Below are 21,333 nucleotides of genomic sequence, written 5' to 3'. Positions count from 1 at the left end.
TCAGGAAGCACTCTCGTCCGCCAGCCTGTAGGCCTTCCTTCCCGGGCGACTCACCTTTGCGGAGTCCGCGCCTTCCGCGATCAGCGTCTGCGCGAGTTCCACGGAGCGACCCGCCAGAGCGCGGGCGCCGCTGCGCAACTCCTCGCTGTGCTCGACGAAGACAACGTTGTTTTCCATGTCCTCCGCCGACCAGCCCCGCGAATGCGCGATGTAGGGGAACTGCGGGAAGTGGAAACCCAGCTCGGAGAAGAAGCCCAGTAACTGCCCGGCTACTCCCTGGATGTTGTCTTGCCCTCCGATGATGAGGAAGGCAGCGACCTTGTTGCGGATGAGCGCGTTGTCGCGGATGGTTATCTGGTTCTGCACGCAGTTCAGCCGCTCCGCCATCTTGTAGTACAGGGAGCTGGCGGAGCCCCAACGGATGGGCGTGGCCAGCAGCACCACGTCCGCCCAATGCACCAGCGCTTCATACACCTGGTCCATCTGGTCCGCAGGATCCATCTGGGTGATGGAGCAGGGCCAGGTGCAGGCGTGGGCGCTCTTGGAGTAATAGCCCTCGCAGTTACGGAACTTGAGGCTGTCGAGCTTCAGCAGGCGGGTGCCGCAGCCCAGCTCCTGCGCCGCGTGATCGAGCGCCGCCTGAAGCAATACTTCGGAGGTCGAGACCCGTGGAAACTGGCGGTCCATGACGGTGGTGGAGATGCCCACCACTCGCACCGGGCCTGCTTCGCGCCGGATGGGGCGGGCCAGCGGATAGGGATCATGCGGCAGCTTGTTGCGCGTGGTCACGGGCTTGGTGCCCAGTAGGAGCCGCCCGCCCTCCACACGGACTTCGTAGCTGGGGACGCGGTCGGCCTCGAAGCCGGGCTCGCCTTCGCCGGTACGCCAGTGGAACTTGTAGTGGTGCCAGGGACAGACCACGTAGTCGCCGTCCAGCGTGCCTTGCCCGAGCGGGCCGCCCGCGTGATTGCAAACTCCGGAGATGGCGCCGAATTCGCCGTTGCGGCAGGTAATGGCGATCGCAGTCTTTCCGAGATGCACCTCGGTCACGGGTTTCTGCTCAAAGTCCTTCGCCAGGCCCAGGTCCTGCCATTCGGCGTTTTGTGCGGGGCTCATTTCGGCGCCTCTTCTGTTGACCTCTCTCCAGCTCGGCCCTGATTGTCACTCATTATTTTGAAAAAGTGATGGTCTACAAGACGATTTTTAGCCAGGTGCTGGAAGCACAAAGGTTGTGCGGGTTGAAGGCTCCCTCCAGGTGTGTCTCCTAGATCGATTTCACTGGGATCGCGGTCAGGTCTTCCACCAGATCCACTTCTTTTTGCAGGAAGGGCTCGGCGTACTTCACGCCCGCCAACGTCCCATAAAAACTCGCCATCGCCGCGACGCGGTCGCGTATCTCCGCCTGGGCAGGGAAGTCTGCGGCGCCGGCTTCCTGGTCGGTGAACTGCGAGGTGTAAGCGTACACCGCCTTGAGGCGGGCCTCGAACTGCGCGCTGATGTCCACCACGAACGTTGGCCGGATGTCGTAGTAGAGCGTGGCGTACACGATCTTGAACGGACGATGCGGCTTGCCTTCGAGCTCGAGCTTGGTCAGACCGGCGAGGAAGCAGGCTTCATATCCCAGCGTCGAGCAAGTGTAGTGGTCGGGATGACGCCCCTTCCAATAAGGCAGGACGACCACGCGCGGGCGCGTCTCGCGGATCACACGCGCGACCTTTAGGCGGTTCTCCCAGGTGTTCTCGACGCGCGCGTCTGGGATATCGAGCGCCTGCCGCCACGCGACCTTCAGGATGCGAGCGGCGGCGGCGGCCTCCGCTTCGCGCTCGGCGGCGGTGCCGCGTGTCCCCATCTCGCCGCGCGTGAGGTCGAGGATGCCAGTGCGCTGGCCCTTCTCCGCCATCTTCAGCATGGTGCCGCCGCAGGTCTGCTCCACATCATCGCGATGCGCGGCGATCGCCAGGACGTCTAACGGTGTACTCATATCGGAGGGTTAGAGTACGCGGCAGGTTCGACGGTCGCAACCTTTAGGCTTACTTCTTGCGCTCGACCAGGAAGTTCGCCAGCTGCTTCAGCGTCTCGCCACGCTCACCAAAGAGTGCCAGCGCGCGCTCGCCGCGCCCGATGAGCGACTCCGCCTGCACCAGGGACTCGTCGATGCCGAACAGCGCCGGATACGTCGCCTTCTGCGACGACTTATCTTTGCCGGCGGTCTTGCCCAACTGCTCGGAAGACTGCGTCACGTCGAGCACGTCGTCGATGATCTGGAAGGCCAGGCCCACGCACTTGCCGAACGTTCGCAGCGCCTGCTCCTGCTCGGGTGCAGCGCCGGCGTAGATGGCGCCGGTGACCAGCGCCGCCGTGATGAGCGCGCCCGTCTTCGACTCGTGGATCAGCTTCATGGTCGAAGACCCGGGCAGGGTGCGTTCGGCTTCGAGGTCCATGACCTGGCCGCCGATCATGCCATTCACCGTGCCGGTGGCGCGCGCGGTCTCGAAGATGATGCGCACGCGCGCCTCGGCTGGGCACTTCAGCTTGCTCAGCACTTCGTAGGCGTAGGTCTGCAGCGCGTCGCCCGCGAGGATGGCGATGGCCTCACCGTAGACTTTATGGCAGGTCGGCTTGCCGCGGCGCAGGTCGTCGTTGTCGAGGGCGGGCAGGTCGTCGTGGATGAGCGAGTAGGTGTGCAGCATCTCGAGTGCGGACCCGAGCTCCTCCACGCCTTCCGGCAGCGTGCCCGTGACCACGCGCGCGGCCTCCATGGCCAGGATGGGCCGCAGGCGTTTGCCGCCCGCGAACACGCTGTGCCGCATCGCCTGGTGGATGGAGGCGGGCGCGGTCGTTCCCTCCGGCAGCAGGCGTTCGAGTGCCACGTCTGTCAGACGCTGGCCTTGTTCCAAGACTTCCTTGAGCATGGATGGCTGAGAAGTATAGCCGAAGAATGTGGCGCCGCCACTAGCCCGCGGGCATGCGTGCGGGCAGAAGAAAGGCGCGAGCGTGTGCCCACGCCTATCCCAAACGAAGTTGACTAAGCGGCACTGCCGCGCGCCATGGCGTGCTTACTGTCGGCAGCGAGCACGATGCCGCGGACATCCGACGTATGGCAGCAATCGAGCGCGCCGGCGGCGAGGGCGCGCGTCCACAGCTCTTCGTCGGCCAGGCGATGCGTGCACACCACCGCGGTTGCGGGCAGCTCGCGGCGCAGCAGCTCCACCTCCGGCAGCGATGCCATCTCGAGGTCGATCACCAGCAGGTCAGCGCGGTGTTTGGGCACGGACGCGAGCACTTCTTCGAGGGTGCGCGCGATGTGGACAGCTTTGAAGTGAGTGTGCAGGGAGGCGGCCAGGGTCTCGGCGGACTTGGGGTCGCTTTGCGCGACGACCACGGTCAATGGCTTCATAACGCACCTTGTGCCGGTCTGTTGTTCGTCTCTATGTCCGGCGGCGGAGGCGCAGCGCACAGTGCGGCGCGGTGGTTATCGTTTGGCCTGTGTCTTATCGCCCAGAGTGTCGAAAGGCTCAGGCTGAAGCTTTCCATTCTGCTTGAGCAGGATCTCCACCTTGCCCTCGGCCGTCTCCAATTCCTTGCGGCAGGAGTTGGAGAGCTGGATGCCTTCTTCAAAAAGCGTGAGCGCTTTCTCGAGCGGAAGGTCTCCCTTCTCGAGCTCGTTCACGATCTTTTCCAAACGCTGAAGGCACTCCTCAAACTTGGGCAAGTCACCTGCTCCGTGGGGATTTTAACCCGAAAAAATTTCCACTTGAAGAAAATCGTGAGTCGATGCTGGACTCGTCACGTGAAAAGCTAGCCAATTGTGCAATCTGGCATCACGCCATCCGCTACACCGACGCCCGCTGCGAAGAGCCCAGGGCTTCCAGCACGTCCACCGCCGCCGAGTAACGTCCCAGAGGCGCGGATATCTGCGCGCCCTGCACCACCCCACGGATGCGCACCAGCATCTCGCGCGCGATCGCGATACCTTCGGCGCGGGCGGCCTCAGCGTTGGCGCAGCGCGCCATGCGCTCCACGATCGCATCCGGCACGGAGACGCCCAGCTCGTTCTTCATGAACTCGGCATTGCGCACGCTCACCAGCGGCCATATGCCCGCGACGATGGGGACCTTGTGATGCTCCACGCGCTTCAGGAAAGCCTCTAACAGCGCCACGTCGAACACTGGCTGCGTGACGGCATAATCCGCCCCCGCCTCGACTTTGTACTCGAAGCGGCGCACCTCTTCATCGATATTCGGCAGCCCGGGGTTCGCGCCTACGCCCACTACGAACGCGGTCGGCTCGCCGATGGGATTGCCGCCGATGTCGAGGCCCTTGTTCAGGTTCGCGACCAGGTTCACCAGGCCGATGGCATCAACGTCGAAGACCGCCGTGGCGTCGGGATAGTTGCCCAGCTTCGGCGGATCGCCGGTGATGCATATCAGGTTGCGGATACCCACCGCGTGCGCGCCCAAGAGATCACTCTGCATCGAGAGCACGTTGCGATCGCGGCAGGTGTAGTGCAGCACGGCTTCGATCCCCACCTGCTGCTGTATGAGGTAGGAAAGCGCCTGCGCACTCATGCGGGCGGAGGCGCGCGGACTGTCGGGGATATTCACCGCGTCCACGCCCACCGATTGCAGGAAGCGGGCACCCTCGATCTCCTTGGCGGCGTCCGTCCCTTTCGGCGGCACGATCTCGATCATGGTGACGAACTCGCCGGAGGCGAGCCGCGCGCCCACGCGCGAGCGCTTTCCCAGTGGCGCGGTCTCGACTTTGTGCGAGGCCTCGCGCGCCGTGGTCGCGATCTGGAATCCCTTGCCCGCCGCTTTCGCTCCGGAAGCGGAGAGCGCGGAGCGCATCGCCCGCGTGTGCTCGGGAGTAGTGCCGCAGCACCCGCCCACCAGACGCACTCCCGCCGCGACGAACTTGCGCGCGTAACTCGCCATGTACTCGGGCGAGCAGAGATAGATGTTGCGGCCCTCTACCGCGTGCGGGACGCCGGCGTTCGGTTGCGCCGAGAGCGGCTTTGCCGTCGCCGCGCGCACGCGCTCGATGGTTTCGAGCATCGCCACCGGACCCACGCTGCAGTTGATGCCAATGACGTCGGCGCCCCAGTCGGTAAGCTTCGCGGTAAAGGTCTCGGGGCTCGACCCATCCAGGCAGTTGCCCTCTTCGTCTATGGTCACCTGTGCCACCACCGGCAGCGTGGCATCGACCTCGCGCGCGGCCAGCATCGCCTGGTGCAGCTCTTCCAGGTAGCCAAAGGTCTCGAGGATGAGCAGGTCCACGCCGCCTTGCTTCAGCGCTGCGATCTGTCGGCGGAAGGCGTCGCGCGCTTCCTCACGCGCCGTCTTTCCCAGCGGCTCGATGCGCACGCCCAGAGGCCCCACGGAACCGGCTACGTAGACTTCGCGAGTCTTCGGGACAGCCGCGCGCGCCAGCTGCGCTCCGGCAAGGTTCAGAGCGTGTACTTGATCGGCCAATCCGTGGCGCGCGAGCCGGAAGGCGTTTGCCCCAAAGGTGTTCGTTTCCAGCACCTCGGCGCCGGCTTCCACGTACTCGCGATGGATGTTGCGGATCAGTTCCGGCTGCGACTGGTTGAGCTCGTCGTAGCATCGATTGATGAAAACGCCCTTCGCATACAGCAGCGTGCCCATCGCGCCATCGCACAGCACGGCTCGTTGCTCGAGTAGTTCGAGGAAGGGGTGACGCATCCTTCGAGCATAGCAGCGTTTTTCGGTGGGTTCGAGCGCGAGTCACCGAACGCGCGATTCCGCTCGCCGAACGGCATATTCCACGCGCCGGCGGGTGGCACGGGGGCCCGCGTCGCTCTGCTATAATCCACTACTCAGCCTTTCATATCGTGTTTTGAGGAGCCTGGCTTTTGCAGCGAGCGGCTTGCGCAATCATAGCGATCCTTCTTGTTTCCGTCCTCCTGGCCTCCTGTGGCGGCAGCTCCCCCAATCCCAGCGCGCCCATCATCAGCGGCCTTACCAAACGGGCATTCGTCTCCAACCAGTTCAGCGGCGCGATCGACATCGTGAATGCGGCTACTGATACCCTGAGCACGCACCGCATCATCCCCGACCCCAACCCCACGATCATGTCGCTCTCGCCCAACAAGGCGACCACGCTCGTGTTCTCCAGTTCCACCAACCGGCTGGACGTGATCAGCAACAACGACGAGACGATAGCCGGCTCTCTTCAGCTCGCGGATAGGACAGATAGTTTTTTCTATCTTCCTGACAATCGGACGGTGATGGTTGCGGTCCGCAATACCGGCCAGGTGATCACTTGGGATACGGTCGCCGGCGCTACGGTGAGCGTTACGCCACCCGCGCCGAACGTCCGCTGGATCGTGTCCAGCGGGAATGGCCGCACCGTCCTGGGCTTCCCCGACGATGCCAGCAATACCGTCTACATCATCGATACCACGGCGAGCCCGCCTTCGATCACGAGCAGAACAGGCTTCGACCGGCCGGTGTCGGCGGTCTTCTCCAGTGACGACAGCAAGGCGTATGTGCTGAATTGCGGCCCGGAATGTGGCGGTACCACCGCCAGCGTGCAGGTACTGAACATCGCCGGATTGACCTTAGGAGCGAATATGCCCGTCCCAGCCGCCACTCACGGGCTGCTCAATGGGAACACGCTCTATGTCGCGGGCACGCCTCCCGCGACCCCGTGCCTGAACAACGTGAATCAACCCACCTGCGGATCGCTCTCCAAGCTCGACGTCTCTGCCGGTCTGGGTGCGCCGACCTCCTATGAGATCAACAACGGCTTCCACGACCACATGCTGCTGAGTCCGAACAACCAGCTGTTCATCGGCGCCGAGTTCACCTGCACCGTGAATCTCCCCAACGGCAACGGATGTCTCTCCATCTTCAATACTTCCGCTAACACCGTCACCATCTCACCGCCGTGCGGTGCCACTTGCGGGGGATTGAGCGACGTGACCGGCATGGCCGCCATCAGCGGCCGCAACGTCGTTTATGTGGTCGAGGGCGGCGAGCTGCACGTCTACAGCACTTCCACTGACGCTCTTCAGCCTAGCCCCAATGCGGACACCGTCGGCAGATCCTGGGACGTGGTCGCGCCCGATTAGCGCGCCACGGATCCGATGCCATCGGCCGCGCTCTAGCGCGGCCTTTCTCTCTGGCTAGTTTGCAGGCTCCAGCCTCAGGGTGTGAGCCGCCGCCTGCCGCACCGCATCGTGGGAGAAGGGGAGCGGGAAGCTTCCGCCTTCCGACCATGCCTTCCACTGATCCATGTAATAAGGACTGAATATCTGTCCCGACTGCCCCGTCACGATGTTCGAGATCGAGCCATCGAGGTCGCCCAAGTCGATGGTGAAGCGTTGCGACGCGCCGAAGCCACGGCCAGCGGCTTTCACCGTATATGCGTTGCCCGGCTGCGGCACCGTTCCCGGACCCGACCAGTGATTCAACACCGGGACGCCGCCGAACAGCGGATGTTGCAGTGATAGCGGCAAGAATCTCCCCCAGGTCCACTGGCCAAGGTCGCGCGGCGCGTCTTTATCGGTGACGGCCCGCTCCACCGCCGCGGCGAGCAGCTCATCCCAGCTCGCCACCCCCTTGGGTAGCCAGCGCTGCGGCTGCCGTAGCAACAAGCCTTCGAGGGCCACCGATTGCATCCCCCACGAATATTCTTTGTACACGCCGCTCATTACCCGGCGCGGCCGCGTGCTCGCCGCCGCTTCCGAGTCCGGGCCCCCAAGGTAGCGCTCGAGCAACAGCTGCCAAAGGTATCGGCGCGTCACGCTGGTCAGCACGGGCGCGGCCGAATCCGCCGTCACGCGGCCATCCCACGTACGCAGGATGTCGGCGGCTCTGCGCGCGCTCTCCGAAGGGTTGCGGGCGTGGTCGATGGCGTAGACCATGCGCTCGGCGGTAAAACGATCGAAGTCGGAGTACACGTCCATCTCCAGCGCCAGCATATCGTTCGGACCGAACTTACGGCCCGAGCCGAGCATGCGATAGATACGCTCCTGGCGGTACGGGGGGAACCACTGGTTGCCGGCCATGTACTTGTAGCCGTCAGGCGTGATGCGCGCGTTCGCGGTGGCGAGCATCCCATTCTCCGGATCGAACACTTGCGGCAGCTCGTTGAAGGGGATGTATCCAGCCCACTCGTGCGCGCCGTCGGCACCGGCGACCGGCAGATTGCCCTCCCAACCGTTGCGGATGGGTATAGCGCCCGTCGCCTGGTAGCCGATGTGGCCGTCCACATCGCCATACACCACGTTCAGCGACGGTGCGACGTGACGCGACCAGGCCGCGCGGAACTCCGTCCAGTCGGTCGCCGTGTTCAGGTCCCAGTAGATCGACGATGGCGCAAGCTTCTCGTCGTAGATGTTCCAGCGCAACGCGATCTTGCGCGTCTCTTCGGGGACGATCCCGGTGATGACCGGCCCGTGCCGCGTCACCACCACGTCGAGTGCGACATCCGGGGCGTCCTTCACCTTGATCACCTCGCGGCGATGTTCCGGCTTCTGCCAACCTTGCGGCGTCTTGTACTCCCCGGCGCCGTTGAATTCTTCGACGTAAACGTCTTCCACGTCCGGCCCCAGGTTGGTGTAGCCCCACGCAATCCGCCGGTTGTGGCCCGCGATGATGTATGGGAAGCCGGGAACCGTGACGCCGGCCGCGTTTAACTGCTTGCCCTCGCTCGGCTGCGTGAGTTCCAGGTGCGCCTCATACCAGATGTTCGGGATGTGATGTTCGAGGTGCATGTCGTTCGAGAGCAGCGGCTTGCGGCTCACCGTGTGCGCCCCCGAGACCACCCAATTATTCGAGCCGGGAACCGGCTTCTCTTCATCACCCACGGCGTCACTCGCCATAGCCACGCTCGCAAGGGGCAGCAGCTCACGCCAGCGGCGCAGCCGCGTGACGGCGGAGTCGTCGTCCGTGGGCTGCTCGTCTTCGTTCATCGGCGGCTCGTCGGGCGAGATGCGCTTCGACTTCGCGGTCGGTGGATGGTCCCGCCATGACGTGGTCGGATAAAGATCTTTCAACAACTCCGGCGGCACCTTGGTCGCAACTTTCTCCCGTGCCAGGTCGTCGGCGTAGTAGCCGTGATTCAGCGACTCCACCATGTTCAGCACCACGACCATGCAGTCTTCCGCGGTCCAATCGCGCGGCTGGTAGCGCAGCAGCCGGAACTCGATAGGGAACTGTCGCCGCGCGCGCTGCTGTTCGATCAGGGCATTCACGCCGCGCGCGTAGGCTTCGAGGTGCGACCGCTCGCGCGCGGGCAGCGCAGCGAACGCGCGTTGCGCCACCGGACGTAGCATCAGCGTGCGTTGAGCGCGGTCGACCTTGAGCATGTCGCTGCCGAAGAAGTCCGCTCCAAATATCTCGCTCAGTTCGCCCCCGGCAAAGCGCCGGCTCACGTCCATCTGCCACAAACGGTCTTGCGCAGTGACGAACCCCTGCGCGAAGAAGAGGTCGTCTGGGGTAGCGGCAAGGATGTGCGGTACACCCTGGTGGTCGCGCGTCACCGTGACCGGCGCGCTCAGGCCGCGCAGGCGGATGCTCCCTTCGACCTGCGGAAGCGCCCTGCGCGCCGTCGCGTAGAACCACGCGGCCAGGCCGGCAAGCGCGAGCGTCACCACCAGCAACAAGGCAACGGCGGTGCGCACGATGATGCGGCGGACGCGTGGGCGGACGGGAGCGAGCGTCGGGGTAGCCATCAGTGTTTGGATCCGAAAGTTCGATTGTATGGAGCGGGAGGGCCAACCCACAATCAGGCAAATCGCGTAAGTGGCCGCGGCCTGATGTATTCTGATGGCCGCTTCAGGCGGAACCACTCACCGATGCTGCAAAAACGGATCGACGACCAGGCTTCCATCTCGCGCGAACAGGTGCGCGAGGCGCAGGAGCTCTTCTATAAGCACCTGAAAAAGGTCGGCCTGAAGCACACCGACCAGCGCGACACCATCCTGCGCACCTTCCTCGAGACCCGCGACCACCTCTCCACCGACGAGCTCCACCGCCTGGTCAAAAAGAAAGACGCCAAGATCGGCTTTACCACCGTCTACCGCACGCTCAAGCTCCTCGCCGATTGCGGTCTCGCCAGCGAGGTCGCTTTCCACGATGGCGTCGCCCGCTTTGAGCATCAGTACAACCGCCGCAGCCACCATCACATGGTGTGCACCGAATGTGGCGGCTCGGTCGAATTCTTCTCCCCTGAGGTCGGTAAGCTGGAACAGGAGATCGGCCGCAAGCACCACTACTTCACCACCCGGCACACTTTCCAGATCTATGGCGTCTGCGAGGAGTGCCGCAAGAAGCAGACCCGCCGGCTGGTCTAAGTGCCCGCTAGCGCACCTAGGGTGATTTCCTGCCTTTTTTTCTTCCAAGCAGCCGGAAACTTTGCTACCGTCCGCGACATCACCTTCATGCGGACATGCTGGCCCACGGGGGTCTGCGGGGTAGCATGCGGCATGACCATCCGAGTTTCAGGAGGAATCACATGGGTTCACCAGGCACGGCGCCGGCACCGGCAGCCGGTAGCGGTTCATCGGATAACATCATCGGGTTGCTCTGTTATTCGCCCGTTGGATTGATCGCGGATATCTTCGTTCTCGTGGCGGAGCCCTATAAAAACAGCAAGTTCCTCCGCTTTCACGCTTTCCAGTCGCTCTTCCTTTGTGCGGCAGCTTTCGTGATCAGCATCGGCTTGGGCATCCTCGCCGTCATTCTGGGAATGATCGCTGGCCCGCTGGCCCTGATCGTCTTCCCACTCCAGATGGTGTTCGGCCTCGGCATCATGGTCCTCGCGGTCATCATGATGATCAAGGCTTACGGCATGCAGACGACGCAATTGCCGGTCATTGGGAAACTGGCGGAAGCGCAGGCCAATAAGTAGCCACCACGTTTCTTCCAACGGCGCGGTCCTGCTTCGCGGGGCCGCGCTTTTCTCTTTCCCGCCACCCTCGACTTGACACTTTGCTCGCGGGATGAGATTCCTATCCACTTCTGTCTCGAGGGTGGCATTGGACAGGAAGGGGCGGCGTGCAGGTAAAAGTCTTCTACCACGACAAGTGTTTCGATGGCGCCGCGTCGGCGGGCCTGTTCTCCCGCTTCTATCGCGAGCGCGTCCGCGAGGACGTTGAGTTCCTCTTCCACGGTCTGGTGCATCGCGCCGGCGCGCTCTTCAACGAGGCCGAGTTCACCGGCGACGAGAATGCCATCGTCGACTTCAAGTACTCTAGCTCCCCCCGCATCACCTGGTGGTTCGACCACCACCAGAGCGCCTTCCTCACCCCGGACGACGCCTCGCACTACGAGCGCCAACAGAGCAATAAGAAGTTCTTCGACCCGGACTACAAGTCCTGTAGCAAGTTCATTGCAGACGTTGCGCAGCAGCGCTTCGGCTTCGAACCCGCTCCCGTGGCCCAGCTCATCGAGTGGGCCGACATCATCGACGGCGCCCAGTTCAAGGACGCCAGCATCGCCGTCGAGATGAAGGAACCGGCCATGCGACTGGCCATGATCATCGAGTCCACCCCGGACCCCACCTTCACCCCGCGGCTCATCCCCGTGATGGTCACCCGGTCGCTTGCCGAAACCTTGCAGGAGCCCTTCGTCGCCGAGCTCTTGCCGCCGCTGCTCGAGCGCCACAAGAAGTCCATCGAGATCATGCGCCAGCGCACCGAATGTAAGCACGGCACCGTCTTCTTCGACGTCACCGATCAGGAGCTCGAGGGCTACAACAAATTCATCCCCTACTATCTCCACCCGGAATGCGTCTACAGTGTGGGGTTGAGCAAGAGCTCTTTCCGGACTAAGGTCTCGGTCGGGTCGAACCCGTGGGCGCGCACCGAGAACATGGTGAACCTGGCGCACATCTGCGAGCGCTACGGCGGTGGGGGACACGCCCGCGTGGGTGCCATCTCGTTCGAGCCCGGCCAGACTGAGCGTGCGCGGCAGGCGGCAAAAGAGATCGTGGACGAGCTGCGCGCCAGCGCCACGTCCACCCCGAAAAAGTGAGCCTCTCGCCGGATTAAGGTCTGCCGTGATCCTCACGTAACTACCTGATTCCATGAATCTTAGACGACCTATTGAAGCAGAGTAGATGCGTCTCTAAGGTGGGCTCACCCCTGGAAATGCTCTTGTGCGCTGCGCACCCTGGCTGCTTGGAGACGCCGTCGCCAAGAGGAGTCGGAGATGCGTTCCGCAGCCTTGAGATAGCCTTGCTGGCCGTCGCGACAGATCTCTACCAGGTTCGTCAGGGTGCTCGCTGCTACCTCATGCGCCATGGGGCCCCCGCCAGTACTGCTGGATTTGCGCCGATGTTTGTCCGATGGCGGGATGTGGCGCGGGTTTGTCCCAGGAGCGCCGGAAATCGAGGGTTGCTGGAACACTCCGCTCCCCTGGGCCATCCCTGCCGATTCGCCCAGCCCAGCCTCTATCTAGGCGTATACTTAAGAGGTCTTGTTCGCATCCTTCCGCTGCCCCACCGACGCGGTTTCTTGCGCGACTGATTTCGCACTCATTCCCAATCCGACATCTTTCCAACCAGCAGCAGGCCACCTCAGGGGGTGACCATGGGTTCAGCAAGCTTTACCAAGCGTCAGAAAGAACATGCCCGGCAGGAAAAGCAGAAAATGAAGGCCGAGCGCCGTTTGCAGCGTAAACAGGAGAAGCTCAATCCCTCCGCCGAAGTGACCGACGAAATGCTCCTGGCCGAAGGCCAGCTCGGGGAGCAGGAGCCAACCGCCGAGGGCGCGGACGCCCAGGAAGCGGGCGCCCCACGGGCCCCAGGAGCCGACGATGGCGTTTAAGTCCAGACTGAGTTCGCCGCTACAGGTGCCGCCCTCGGCCTTTGAGCGCAACGTTTTGCTGCTCGACGTGACCGAGACGCGGTCCCTGGCACGCGCCACCGCGCTCCGTACCCTGGGCGCAACGGTGCAATGCGCCTTCACCGTGGAGGCAGCCCGCTTGGCATGGAAGCCGGGTTCGCATCAGCTCGTGATGATCGACCTCAGCGACGGTGGCGCCGTCTTCCAGCAGTTCTATCAGGACGCGCAAGCCGCCAGTGCGAAGCAGGCCTTCGCTTTCTATACTTCGGAGCCGCCCTACCTGTCTTCTACCCCGGTGGAGGCAGCCGCAACCAGCGCCACCTCGCCGCGGCGCAAGGCGCCAGCAAAACCTGGGGCCAGGGTGGATAATGGCGGGCGTTCGCAGATGGCGGCAGCCAGCGGACGCATTGCTGCCTTGCGCCCGCGCGAGCATTCCCGCGCGGAACGCAGCACCAAAGCCGGTCGCAGCCTCTCCTTCGGAGATGCGGTGAAGGCCGCCGAGAACAGCGCCAACGGCAAGTAGAGCCGCTAGCTGTTCGGCGCAAGAGTGACGCGCGAACATTTTTGTTTTTGGGTCATGTTTTGTTTGGGCCATGCAGGTAGCAGCTTTGTGGAGGAAACACGTGAAGATCTACGTTGGGAATCTGCCTTTTGACGCAACCGAAGACGAAGTGCGCCAGATGTTCGAGCCGCATGGCGCTACCACCTCAGTCAGCATGGTGAACGACAACATGACCGGCAGGTTCCGCGGTTTTGGTTTCGTCGAGATGAGCGATGCGGACGCCGCCAAGGCGATCGCTGCGCTCAACGGTAAGGACCTGCGCGGACGCGCCCTCACCGTGAACGAGTCCCGCCCCAAGACCGGCGGCGGCGGCGGACGCGGCGGTGATCGCGGCGGACGTGGCGGCGGTGGTGGTGGCCGTGGCGGCTACGGCGGCGGTGGTGGTGGCGGTGGTCGCGACCGCTGGTAACTGCTCCCGCGGCGAACACGAAAGCCTCATGGGAAAACGAACGGCACGCCGAAGCGTGCCGTTCATGATTCCTATCTGTGTCTCGCTGACCGCTTACACGTAGCGCTGCAGCACTTCTCCTGGTAAGCGCACCATGCGCGAATCCTTGCCCACCGGCGTAGGCACGTAGTTCGATGTGTCCACCGGACCCACTCGCTCTTCCGCTGCCAGGTCACCCTCGACCGTCATGCGTTCGATCTTCACGCCCAGCGTGCGCTCGAGCTTGATCAAGTCGGTGCGCTCCGTCCAGTTCACGAAGGTGGTGGCGATGCCACGCGCGCCCGCGCGGGCGGTGCGGCCCACGCGATGCACGAAGTCTTCCGCCAAAGTGGGGAAGTCGTAGTTCACGACGTGCGCGATATCGTCCACGTGGATGCCGCGCGAGGCCACATCCGTCGCGATCAGCAATTGCGAGCGCCCGCGCTGGAAGTCGGCCAGCGCCGCGTTGCGCTGCGGTTGGGAACGATCGCCGTGGATCATCCCCGCCTTGAATCCGTCGCGGGTCAGGCGCTTGGCCAGCCGCTCGCATCCGCGCTTGGTGCGCGCGAATACCAGGTAGCGGCCCGGCTCGTCTTGCAATAGCTTCTCGAGCAGCGCCATCTTCCTGTCGTTCGAGACCTCGTAAGCCCGCAGTGTCACATTCTCGTGCGGTTTGAGCGTGGAGCCCACCTCGACCCGGACCGGGTTCTTGAGGTAATCGCCCACCAGGTGCCGCACGCTCGCTTCGAGCGTCGCCGAGAAGCACATCGTCTGGCGCTTCTTCGGCAGCCCGGCCACGATGCGCTTGATCGCTGGGATGAATCCCATGTCGAGCATGCGGTCAGCTTCGTCGAGCACCAGCACTTTGAGCTTGCTCAAGTCGATGAGCCGGCGGTCGACCAGGTCTTCGAGGCGTCCGGGGGTGGCGATCACGACCTCCGCGCCTGCGCGCATCGTCTTGATCTGGTCTTTTTCGGAGAGGCCGCCCACGATCTGCGCCGCGGGAGGAAACTTCTTGCCGCGCAGCAGGTCGTATTGTCCGACGATCTGCATCGCCAGCTCGCGCGTGGGGACGAGCACCAACGCGTAGACGCCATTCGGCTTCTGGTGGAGCATCTGCTCCATGATGGGAAGCAGGAAGGCGAGGGTCTTGCCCGTGCCCGTCTGGGCGGTGGCAAGGATGTCGCGACCTTCGAGGGCGGGCGGGATGGTGATGGCCTGGACCGCAGTTGGGGTAACAAAATCGGCTGCCGCCAGACGGTCCTGTAGATAGGCCGATACCGGCAGTTCTGAGAACTGTTTCATTTTAAGTTGTAGCTTTCCTAAGACGCGTGGCGGCTGCAAACGAGAATCCGCTGTTTGCTGGGCGCAGGACGCTGTCTTCGGCTGATGTCGCGGAATGCTTAGACGGGAGGAAAGAAGAGGCAGGGTTCAGTCAGTGACTTGAATCGACCCACCGCACGCTCACGTGCGATATCAACGCATAAACAGTTTAACACAGCTGCCCGGGACTGCACCAGAGTCTGTGCAAACGTATCGTGCCGCGTACCGGGTTTGTTACCCCCAGGTCCGCCAACCTGCCTCTCTGGTAGCATCGTCTGCCTTATGGCAGAGGTGGCCGCAGCGACGACGTCCCCGGCGAAGACCATGCGCGCCGTCCAGATCACCGCTTACGATGGCAAGCCGGAAAGCCTTCGCGTGGTCGACCTGCCACTCCCGCGACCCGGCCCCGGCGAGGTGCTGGTCAAGGTAGCGACCTCGCCCATCAACCCTTCCGACCTTATGTTTATCCGCGGCCTCTACGGCCTCAAGAAGCCACTCCCCGCCACCCCTGGTTTCGAAGGCAGTGGCACGGTGGTCGAATCCGGCGGCGGATTCCTGCCCCGCCTGTTGCAAGGGAAGCGCGTCGCCTGCCACGCCGCCGATCCGAAAACCACGGGCGGGATGTGGGCGGAGTATCTGGCCACGCCGGCGAGCGCGTGCGTCCCATTGAAGGGAAGCATCGCCCTCGAACCAGCGGCCATGATGCTGGTGAACCCGTTCACCGCCTGGGCGCTGGTCGGTGAAGCGCAGCGCGGCGGACATCGCGCCATCGTGCAGACGGCGGCAGCGAGCGCCTTGGGCCGGATGGTCGTCCGCCTGGCGAAGAGCCGTGGTATCCCCGTGATTAACGTCGTGCGCCGCCCGGAGCAGGTCGGGTTGCTGCGCAGCCTGGGCGCGCAGCACGTGCTCGATAGCAACAGCTCGGGCTTCGACGAGATATTGCGCAACCACTGCCGCGAGCTCGGAGCCACCATCAGCTTCGACGCCGTTGCCGGAGAGATGTCCGGACGCGTGCTGCGCGCGCAGCCAAAGGGCTCGCGCATGGTCATCTATGGCGCGCTCTCGCTCGCCGCCGTCCAGGTCGAACCGGGCTCGCTCGTCTTCGAAGAAAAGTCGGTCGAGGGTTTCTGGCTTAGTGCATGGCTGAAGAAGCGCAACATCATCACGCGTGCCCGCATCGCCGGGCAGGTGCAGAAGCTGCTGGCGAGCGAGTTGAAGAGCGAGGTCCGCGCCCGCCATCCGCTCGATCAGGCGCAACGTGCCTTGCAGGAGTACGCCGCCGATATGACCAGCGGAAAGGTCCTGCTTGTGCCTTAGCTCCTTGAATTGTCATTCCGAGGAGCCCGCCGCGACGGGCGACGAGGACCCTGCCGCGGATCGGTTTTTCGCATTCCCTTATCCACTTTTCTGGTCCGTTTCAGCGCGGCAGGGGCGCGAAACGGGGCCCGCGAAAGTGGTCCATTGTGGCCAGACAGTCCATCCTAGCCACTTCTATCATGTTGGATAGCGAAGAGGTACAGCATGGAAACCTTATTGATCGTTCTTTTGGTGCTGTTTTTGCTCGGCGGCGGAGGCTGGGGATACTCGCGCTGGCGCAGCTAGCGCAATCAGCAGCATGACCGCGTGACCAGGCTGCTTTCTCCTATTGTCAACATTAAGGGGGGAAGCTCGATCTGGAGATAGACCCGTGAACCCTCTTTCAGGTACAGGTAGGAGCACATAGCGACACTCGGCTACACGCTGCCGTCGGTTCGTGAACTGACGTTCAGAAGAACGGAGGACTCCGCAATGTTGTTGATCGTGATTATCATTTTGGTGTTGCTTCTAGGTGGCGGTGGCGGGTACTACGGCCATAGCCGCTGGGGTTACGGTGGGGGTGCGGGCATAGGACTAGGCACCATATTAGTGATTCTCCTCATTGCCTACCTGTTGGGGGCTTTCCGCTAAGGTGAAGCCCGCCACCCCACCATTCCGCAACGACAACGAACGGAGGGGTTAGGGACGCTCCGGGCGGCTAACGGAAGTCCCGCTCCGTAATCAGGCAAAATCCAACCAATCAACGATAAGGAGAAAACAAATGAAGCCGAGTACGAAGGATGAGATTAAAGGCGCCTTCCATGAAGTGAAAGGCACAGTGAAAGAGAAGGCGGGCCAAGTCACCAACAGCCCTGACTTAGAGGCTGAAGGCAAAGCCGAACACATCGCCGGCAAAGTTGAAAAGAAGGTCGGGCAGATCGAAAAGGTGTTCGGGAAGTGAATTCGAGCGGGGGGTGGGGGGTGGCCCACACAAGCCGGTTTCGCTTGAGCGGGAGGAAGGGTCTGCGAATCTTCCTCCTCTCACCTACTTGCTCTATCCACGTGAGCAATCCCTATCGCGTCAGCGCAGATGCCACCGCAGGAGTACCATTTGTTGAATGATTACTGAGCACATCTTCGCGCCCGAGGCTCCAGGGAAGAAGTGTCGCTATTGTGAACGTGAAACCGCGAACCGATGCCAAAGCTGCGCTGACAAGAAGTACGTATGTGAGGATGCAGACTGCCAGCGTCAGCACGCGGCGGAGTTCCTAATGGGCATCGAACCCTAGCGGCTCCACAACGGGCCGGTTTTCGCTCTATTCCTCGTCTCCGCCGAGCTGGTCCGGCTTCAACCGGCGGAAAGGTTCTGCTTGTGCTTTAGCTCCTTGAATTGTCATTCCGAGGAGCCCCGCCGCAATCGAAGAGGAACCTGCTGTTGTTGTTTGCAGCGGCACACCCGTAGTGGAACCACAACGACCTCAACTACAATCAGGCCAGCACGTTGGCCCCGTAGCTCAGTTGGATAGAGCAGCGGTTTCCTAAACCGAAGGTCGGCAGTTCGACTCTGCCCGGGGCCTCCAGAACCTCTTCTGCCACGCTCCCGCAACCCCTTCGCAAGCTATAATGTAGATAACAATGTCGCTCAAATATTCCATCGTCGTCCCGTTCCACAACGAGGAAGAGTCCGTCACCGAGCTCTACGACCGCCTCAAAGCTGTCATGGAAACCGCCGGCGAACCCTTCGAGTTCGTCTTTGTCGACGATGGCTCGCGCGACCACACCTTCCGCCTCTTGCAGGACATCGCCGCGGTCGATAGCCGCGTCGTCGTCGTCAAACTGCGCCGCAATTTCGGCCAGACCTCCGCCCTCGCTGCCGGCTTCGATCACGCGCAGGGTGAGTTCGTCATCGCCATGGACGGCGATCTGCAGCACGACCCTGCAGACATCCCCGCCTTCCTCGAAAAACTCGAAGAGGGATACGACATCGTCAGCGGATGGCGCAAGGACCGCGTCGACAACTACGTCATGCGCCGCTTCCCCTCGCGCATCGCCAACTGGCTCATGGCCAAGCTGAGCGGCGTGGACATCCACGATTTTGGCACCACTTTCAAAGCCTATCGCCGCGAGCTGCTGCAAGAAGTCCCACTCTACGGCGAGATGCACCGCTTCATCCCCGCGCTCGCTTCGTGGCACGGCGCGACCATCTGCGAGATCCCCATCAAGAACATCGTGGCCACGCGCAAGTCGCACTACGGCATCTCGCGCACCTTCCGCGTGCTCTTCGACCTGATGACCATCCGCTTCCTGCTGCGCTATCTCACCCGTCCGCTGCACTTCTTCGGACGCTGGGGCGTGCTCAGCGGGCTGGGCGGCTGCGGGATCGCGCTTTGGCTCGGATTCGAGAAGTTCGCGCGCGGCGTGCCCCTCATGGACCACCACGGCCCGCTGATGATCTTCGCCGCCGTCTTGATCCTTGCCGGCGTGCAGCTACTCGCTCTCGGACTGCTCGGCGAGATGCAGGTGCGGCACTACTTCACCGCCTTCGAAGCCACGCCGTATTCCGTGGCCCGCGTCATCCGCACCAAACAAGAAGCCAACGCTTAAGCAGTAGATAGTAGTTCGGAGTTAGTAGTTGGGCGGCGCTCTTCCTAACTCCTATCTACTAACTCCTAGCTACTCTGCTGCCGATACCAATCCACGGTCCGCTTCAAGCCTTCCGCAAAACTCACCTTCGGCTCGTACCCCAGCGCTTCGCGCGCGGCGGAGATGTCAGCCAGCGAGTGCTTCACGTCGCCGGCGCGCTCCGCCGCGTACGCCGCTTCGCCGGAGTATCCGGTCAGCGGCTTGAGCGCGCGGAACACGTCGTTCACCGTCACCCGCTCGCCGCAAGCAACGTTGAACACGCCGCCGCTCACCTTCGCTGCCGGAGCGCTGCACGCCAGCAGGTTGGCGGCTACGCAATTGTCGATGTAGGTGAAATCGCGTGACTGCTCGCCGTCACCGAAGATCGTAGGCTGCTCGCCGCGCAGCATCTGGCTGATGAACTTTGCCAGCACGGCGGAGTACTGCGAAGCCGGATCCTGCCGCGGCCCGAAAATATTGAAGTAGCGCAGCGAAACCGTCTCGAAGCCGTAGCAGTGGCTGAACACGGACACATATTGTTCCCCCGCCAGCTTGGCCACAGCATAGGGCGAGAGCGGACGCGGCATCATGTCTTCGCGCTTGGGCAGTGTGGGCGTGTCCCCATAAGCCGACGAAGACGCCGCATAGACCAGGCGCTTCACCCCGCTGCCGCGCGCCGCCATGAGCACGGCCAGGGTGCCGTCGACGTTCGCGCGGTTCGAGGTTTCGGGATCGAGTACCGAGCGTGGCACGCTTGCGATCGCCGCCTGGTGCAATACGTAATCGGCGCCGCGGCATGCGGCCGACATCTTGGCCGCGTCATTGATATCGATCTCGCGGAAATCGATCTGCTCCAGGACTTCGGCGACGTTCTCCCGCTGGCCGGTCGAGAGGTTGTCCACGCCGCGCACCTGGTCGCCCTGCGCCAGCACCGCGCGGGCCAGCGCTGAGCCGATGAATCCAGCGACCCCGGTGATCACATACACAGCCATGTCGGAAAGATATCACGGTGCTGTTGCTGTTCCAGGCGCCCAGCAAGCGCCGGCCGTCCCTCGGGCCGCGTTATAATGCTGGCTTCGCGATATGAGCAAAGCCATACAGAGCGAGCTTCGACTGGCCAAGCGCATGGCGCGCCTCGGTACCGAGACCGCCTTCGAGGTCCTGGTAAAAGCCCGTGCCCTCGAGGCCAAAGGACGCGACATCGTCCACCTCGAGATTGGCGAGCCCGATTTCGACACCCCGGCAAACATCATCGCGGCCGGCGTCGACGCGCTGCATAAAGGCTTTACCCACTACGGACCCTCTGCCGGACTGCCGCCGTTGCGCGAGACCATCGCGCAATACGTCAGCGAGACGCGCCGCATCAAAGTCATCCCCGAAGAGGTGGTCGTTGTCCCAGGCGGTAAACCAATCATTTTCTTCACTATCCTGGCATTAGTTGAAGAAGGGGACGAGGTCATTTATCCCAACCCCGGCTTTCCTATCTACGAGTCGATGATCCACTTCCTCGGGGCGAAGGCGGTTCCTATCCACCTGCGCGAGGAGATGGATTTCCGCCTCGACGTCAAAGAACTCGCCGGCCTCATCACCGACCGCACCAAGCTCATCATCCTGAACTCGCCACAGAACCCCACCGGCGGGGTGATGGAGAAGAGTGACCTTGAAGGCGTGGCCCGCGCCATCGGCGATCGCGACATCATGGTGCTCACCGACGAGATCTACAGCCGCCTCATCTTCGAGGGCGAGCACCACTCCATCATGTCCATTGACGGCATGAAGGAGCGCTGCATCCTGCTCGACGGCTTTTCCAAGACTTACGCCATGACGGGATGGCGCATGGGCTACGGCGTGATGCGCGCCGATCTTGCCACCCACATCGCCCGCCTGATGACCAACTCCAATTCCTGCACCGCCAGCTTCACCCAGGTCGCCGGCATCGAGGCGCTGCGCGGTCCGCAGGCATCCGTCACCGCGATGTGCGCCGAGTTCAAGCGCCGCCGCGACGTGATGGTCGCCGGGCTGAACAACATCAAGGGCTTCTCCTGCCGCAAGCCCAAAGGCGCGTTCTACGTTTTCCCCAACATCAAGCAGACGGGATGGCCCTCGAAGAAACTCGCCGACGCGCTGCTCGATGACGCCGGTGTCGCCGCGCTCTCCGGGACCGCCTTTGGCGACTTCGGCGAAGGTTACCTGCGCTTCAGCGTCGCCAACTCCATCGAGAACATCCAGAAGGCGCTCGACCGCGTGGGCGGCTGGGCGAAGAAGAATCTGTAGGTTGTGGGGTTACAT

General features: G+C 62.9%; 21 protein-coding genes and 1 tRNA gene. 13 read left to right on the top strand and 9 right to left on the bottom strand.

The genetic code is table 11. From position 1 onward, the window contains the following. The 6 genes from M3P27_05870 to M3P27_05845 form a co-directional block, all read right to left on the bottom strand. Complete coding sequence (locus tag M3P27_05870) at nucleotides 1-1,116, bottom strand: NAD(P)H-dependent oxidoreductase (GenBank protein MDP9267838.1); 1,116 nt, start codon at nucleotides 1,114-1,116, stop codon at nucleotides 1-3. A 148-nt stretch (nucleotides 1,117-1,264) separates the two neighbouring features. Further along, nucleotides 1,265-1,981: a bacillithiol biosynthesis deacetylase BshB1 gene (gene bshB1, locus M3P27_05865; protein ID MDP9267837.1), complete on the bottom strand. Its 717-nt coding sequence runs from the start codon at nucleotides 1,979-1,981 to the stop codon at nucleotides 1,265-1,267. A gap of 49 nt (nucleotides 1,982-2,030) precedes the next feature. Beyond that, entirely contained in the window at nucleotides 2,031-2,912 is an 882-nt protein-coding gene (locus M3P27_05860; GenBank protein MDP9267836.1) for a polyprenyl synthetase family protein, read from the bottom strand. 113 nt (nucleotides 2,913-3,025) lie between these two features. Then, complete coding sequence (locus M3P27_05855; GenBank protein MDP9267835.1) at nucleotides 3,026-3,397, bottom strand: hypothetical protein; 372 nt, start codon at nucleotides 3,395-3,397, stop codon at nucleotides 3,026-3,028. 75 nt (nucleotides 3,398-3,472) lie between these two features. After that, complete coding sequence (locus M3P27_05850; GenBank protein MDP9267834.1) at nucleotides 3,473-3,712, bottom strand: exodeoxyribonuclease VII small subunit; 240 nt, start codon at nucleotides 3,710-3,712, stop codon at nucleotides 3,473-3,475. A 121-nt stretch (nucleotides 3,713-3,833) separates the two neighbouring features. Further along, nucleotides 3,834-5,702, bottom strand: coding sequence for a bifunctional homocysteine S-methyltransferase/methylenetetrahydrofolate reductase (locus M3P27_05845; protein ID MDP9267833.1), 1,869 nt, complete (start codon nucleotides 5,700-5,702; stop codon nucleotides 3,834-3,836). A 170-nt stretch (nucleotides 5,703-5,872) separates the two neighbouring features. Between M3P27_05845 and M3P27_05840 the strand changes: the two genes are divergently transcribed. Next, on the top strand, nucleotides 5,873-7,093 hold the full coding sequence (locus M3P27_05840) for a hypothetical protein (GenBank protein MDP9267832.1): 1,221 nt from the start codon (nucleotides 5,873-5,875) through the stop codon (nucleotides 7,091-7,093). A 54-nt stretch (nucleotides 7,094-7,147) separates the two neighbouring features. Here M3P27_05840 and M3P27_05835 read toward each other — a convergent pair whose 3' ends face one another. Then, a complete protein-coding gene (locus M3P27_05835; GenBank protein ID MDP9267831.1) occupies nucleotides 7,148-9,700 on the bottom strand; it encodes a penicillin acylase family protein in 2,553 nt (850 codons plus the stop codon). 123 nt (nucleotides 9,701-9,823) lie between these two features. Here M3P27_05835 and M3P27_05830 point away from each other — a divergent pair, with 123 nt between their 5' ends. The 6 genes from M3P27_05830 (at nucleotide 9,824) to M3P27_05805 (ending at nucleotide 13,785) form a co-directional block, all read left to right on the top strand. Further along, nucleotides 9,824-10,321, top strand: coding sequence for a transcriptional repressor (locus M3P27_05830; GenBank protein ID MDP9267830.1), 498 nt, complete (start codon nucleotides 9,824-9,826; stop codon nucleotides 10,319-10,321). 161 nt (nucleotides 10,322-10,482) lie between these two features. Next, entirely contained in the window at nucleotides 10,483-10,878 is a 396-nt protein-coding gene (locus M3P27_05825; GenBank protein MDP9267829.1) for a hypothetical protein, read from the top strand. A 146-nt stretch (nucleotides 10,879-11,024) separates the two neighbouring features. Then, nucleotides 11,025-12,002, top strand: coding sequence for a phosphoesterase (locus M3P27_05820; GenBank protein ID MDP9267828.1), 978 nt, complete (start codon nucleotides 11,025-11,027; stop codon nucleotides 12,000-12,002). Between the two features lie 557 nt (nucleotides 12,003-12,559). Continuing rightward, a complete protein-coding gene (locus tag M3P27_05815; GenBank protein MDP9267827.1) occupies nucleotides 12,560-12,796 on the top strand; it encodes a hypothetical protein in 237 nt (78 codons plus the stop codon). Beyond that, nucleotides 12,786-13,337, top strand: coding sequence for a hypothetical protein (locus tag M3P27_05810; GenBank protein MDP9267826.1), 552 nt, complete (start codon nucleotides 12,786-12,788; stop codon nucleotides 13,335-13,337). The genes M3P27_05815 and M3P27_05810 overlap by 11 nt, the downstream gene beginning before the upstream one ends. A gap of 70 nt (nucleotides 13,338-13,407) precedes the next feature. Next, nucleotides 13,408-13,785 carry an RNA-binding protein gene (locus M3P27_05805; GenBank protein ID MDP9267825.1) on the top strand — a complete coding sequence of 126 codons (378 nt, stop codon included), beginning with the start codon at nucleotides 13,408-13,410 and terminating at the stop codon, nucleotides 13,783-13,785. Between the two features lie 93 nt (nucleotides 13,786-13,878). On the opposite strand, the gene M3P27_05800 is transcribed toward M3P27_05805, so the two are convergent. After that, nucleotides 13,879-15,108 (bottom strand): DEAD/DEAH box helicase, encoded by a 1,230-nt coding sequence (locus M3P27_05800; protein MDP9267824.1) that lies wholly within the window; start codon nucleotides 15,106-15,108, stop codon nucleotides 13,879-13,881. Between the two features lie 300 nt (nucleotides 15,109-15,408). Between M3P27_05800 and M3P27_05795 the strand changes: the two genes are divergently transcribed. The 5 genes from M3P27_05795 (at nucleotide 15,409) to M3P27_05775 (ending at nucleotide 19,026) form a co-directional block, all read left to right on the top strand. Then, nucleotides 15,409-16,443 carry a zinc-binding dehydrogenase gene (locus M3P27_05795; GenBank protein MDP9267823.1) on the top strand — a complete coding sequence of 345 codons (1,035 nt, stop codon included), beginning with the start codon at nucleotides 15,409-15,411 and terminating at the stop codon, nucleotides 16,441-16,443. A gap of 471 nt (nucleotides 16,444-16,914) precedes the next feature. Then, entirely contained in the window at nucleotides 16,915-17,073 is a 159-nt protein-coding gene (locus M3P27_05790; protein MDP9267822.1) for a DUF3309 domain-containing protein, read from the top strand. A 130-nt stretch (nucleotides 17,074-17,203) separates the two neighbouring features. Further along, on the top strand, nucleotides 17,204-17,383 hold the full coding sequence (locus M3P27_05785; protein ID MDP9267821.1) for a CsbD family protein: 180 nt from the start codon (nucleotides 17,204-17,206) through the stop codon (nucleotides 17,381-17,383). A gap of 542 nt (nucleotides 17,384-17,925) precedes the next feature. Next, nucleotides 17,926-18,002 (top strand) — tRNA-Arg (locus M3P27_05780). A 55-nt stretch (nucleotides 18,003-18,057) separates the two neighbouring features. Next, nucleotides 18,058-19,026, top strand: coding sequence for a glycosyltransferase family 2 protein (locus M3P27_05775; GenBank protein MDP9267820.1), 969 nt, complete (start codon nucleotides 18,058-18,060; stop codon nucleotides 19,024-19,026). Nucleotides 19,027-19,091: 65 nt separating this feature from the next. Here M3P27_05775 and M3P27_05770 read toward each other — a convergent pair whose 3' ends face one another. Beyond that, entirely contained in the window at nucleotides 19,092-20,036 is a 945-nt protein-coding gene (locus M3P27_05770; GenBank protein MDP9267819.1) for an SDR family oxidoreductase, read from the bottom strand. A 91-nt stretch (nucleotides 20,037-20,127) separates the two neighbouring features. Here M3P27_05770 and M3P27_05765 point away from each other — a divergent pair, with 91 nt between their 5' ends. After that, a complete protein-coding gene (locus M3P27_05765; GenBank protein MDP9267818.1) occupies nucleotides 20,128-21,318 on the top strand; it encodes a pyridoxal phosphate-dependent aminotransferase in 1,191 nt (396 codons plus the stop codon). Nucleotides 21,319-21,333: the final 15 nt, after the last annotated feature.

This window comes from Acidobacteriota bacterium, from assembly GCA_030774055.1.
Classification (GTDB): Bacteria; Acidobacteriota; Terriglobia; order Terriglobales; family Acidobacteriaceae; genus JACPNR01.
The sequence above is the reverse complement of the archived record's forward strand: the minus strand, read 5'-3'. Positions and strand labels throughout refer to the sequence as shown.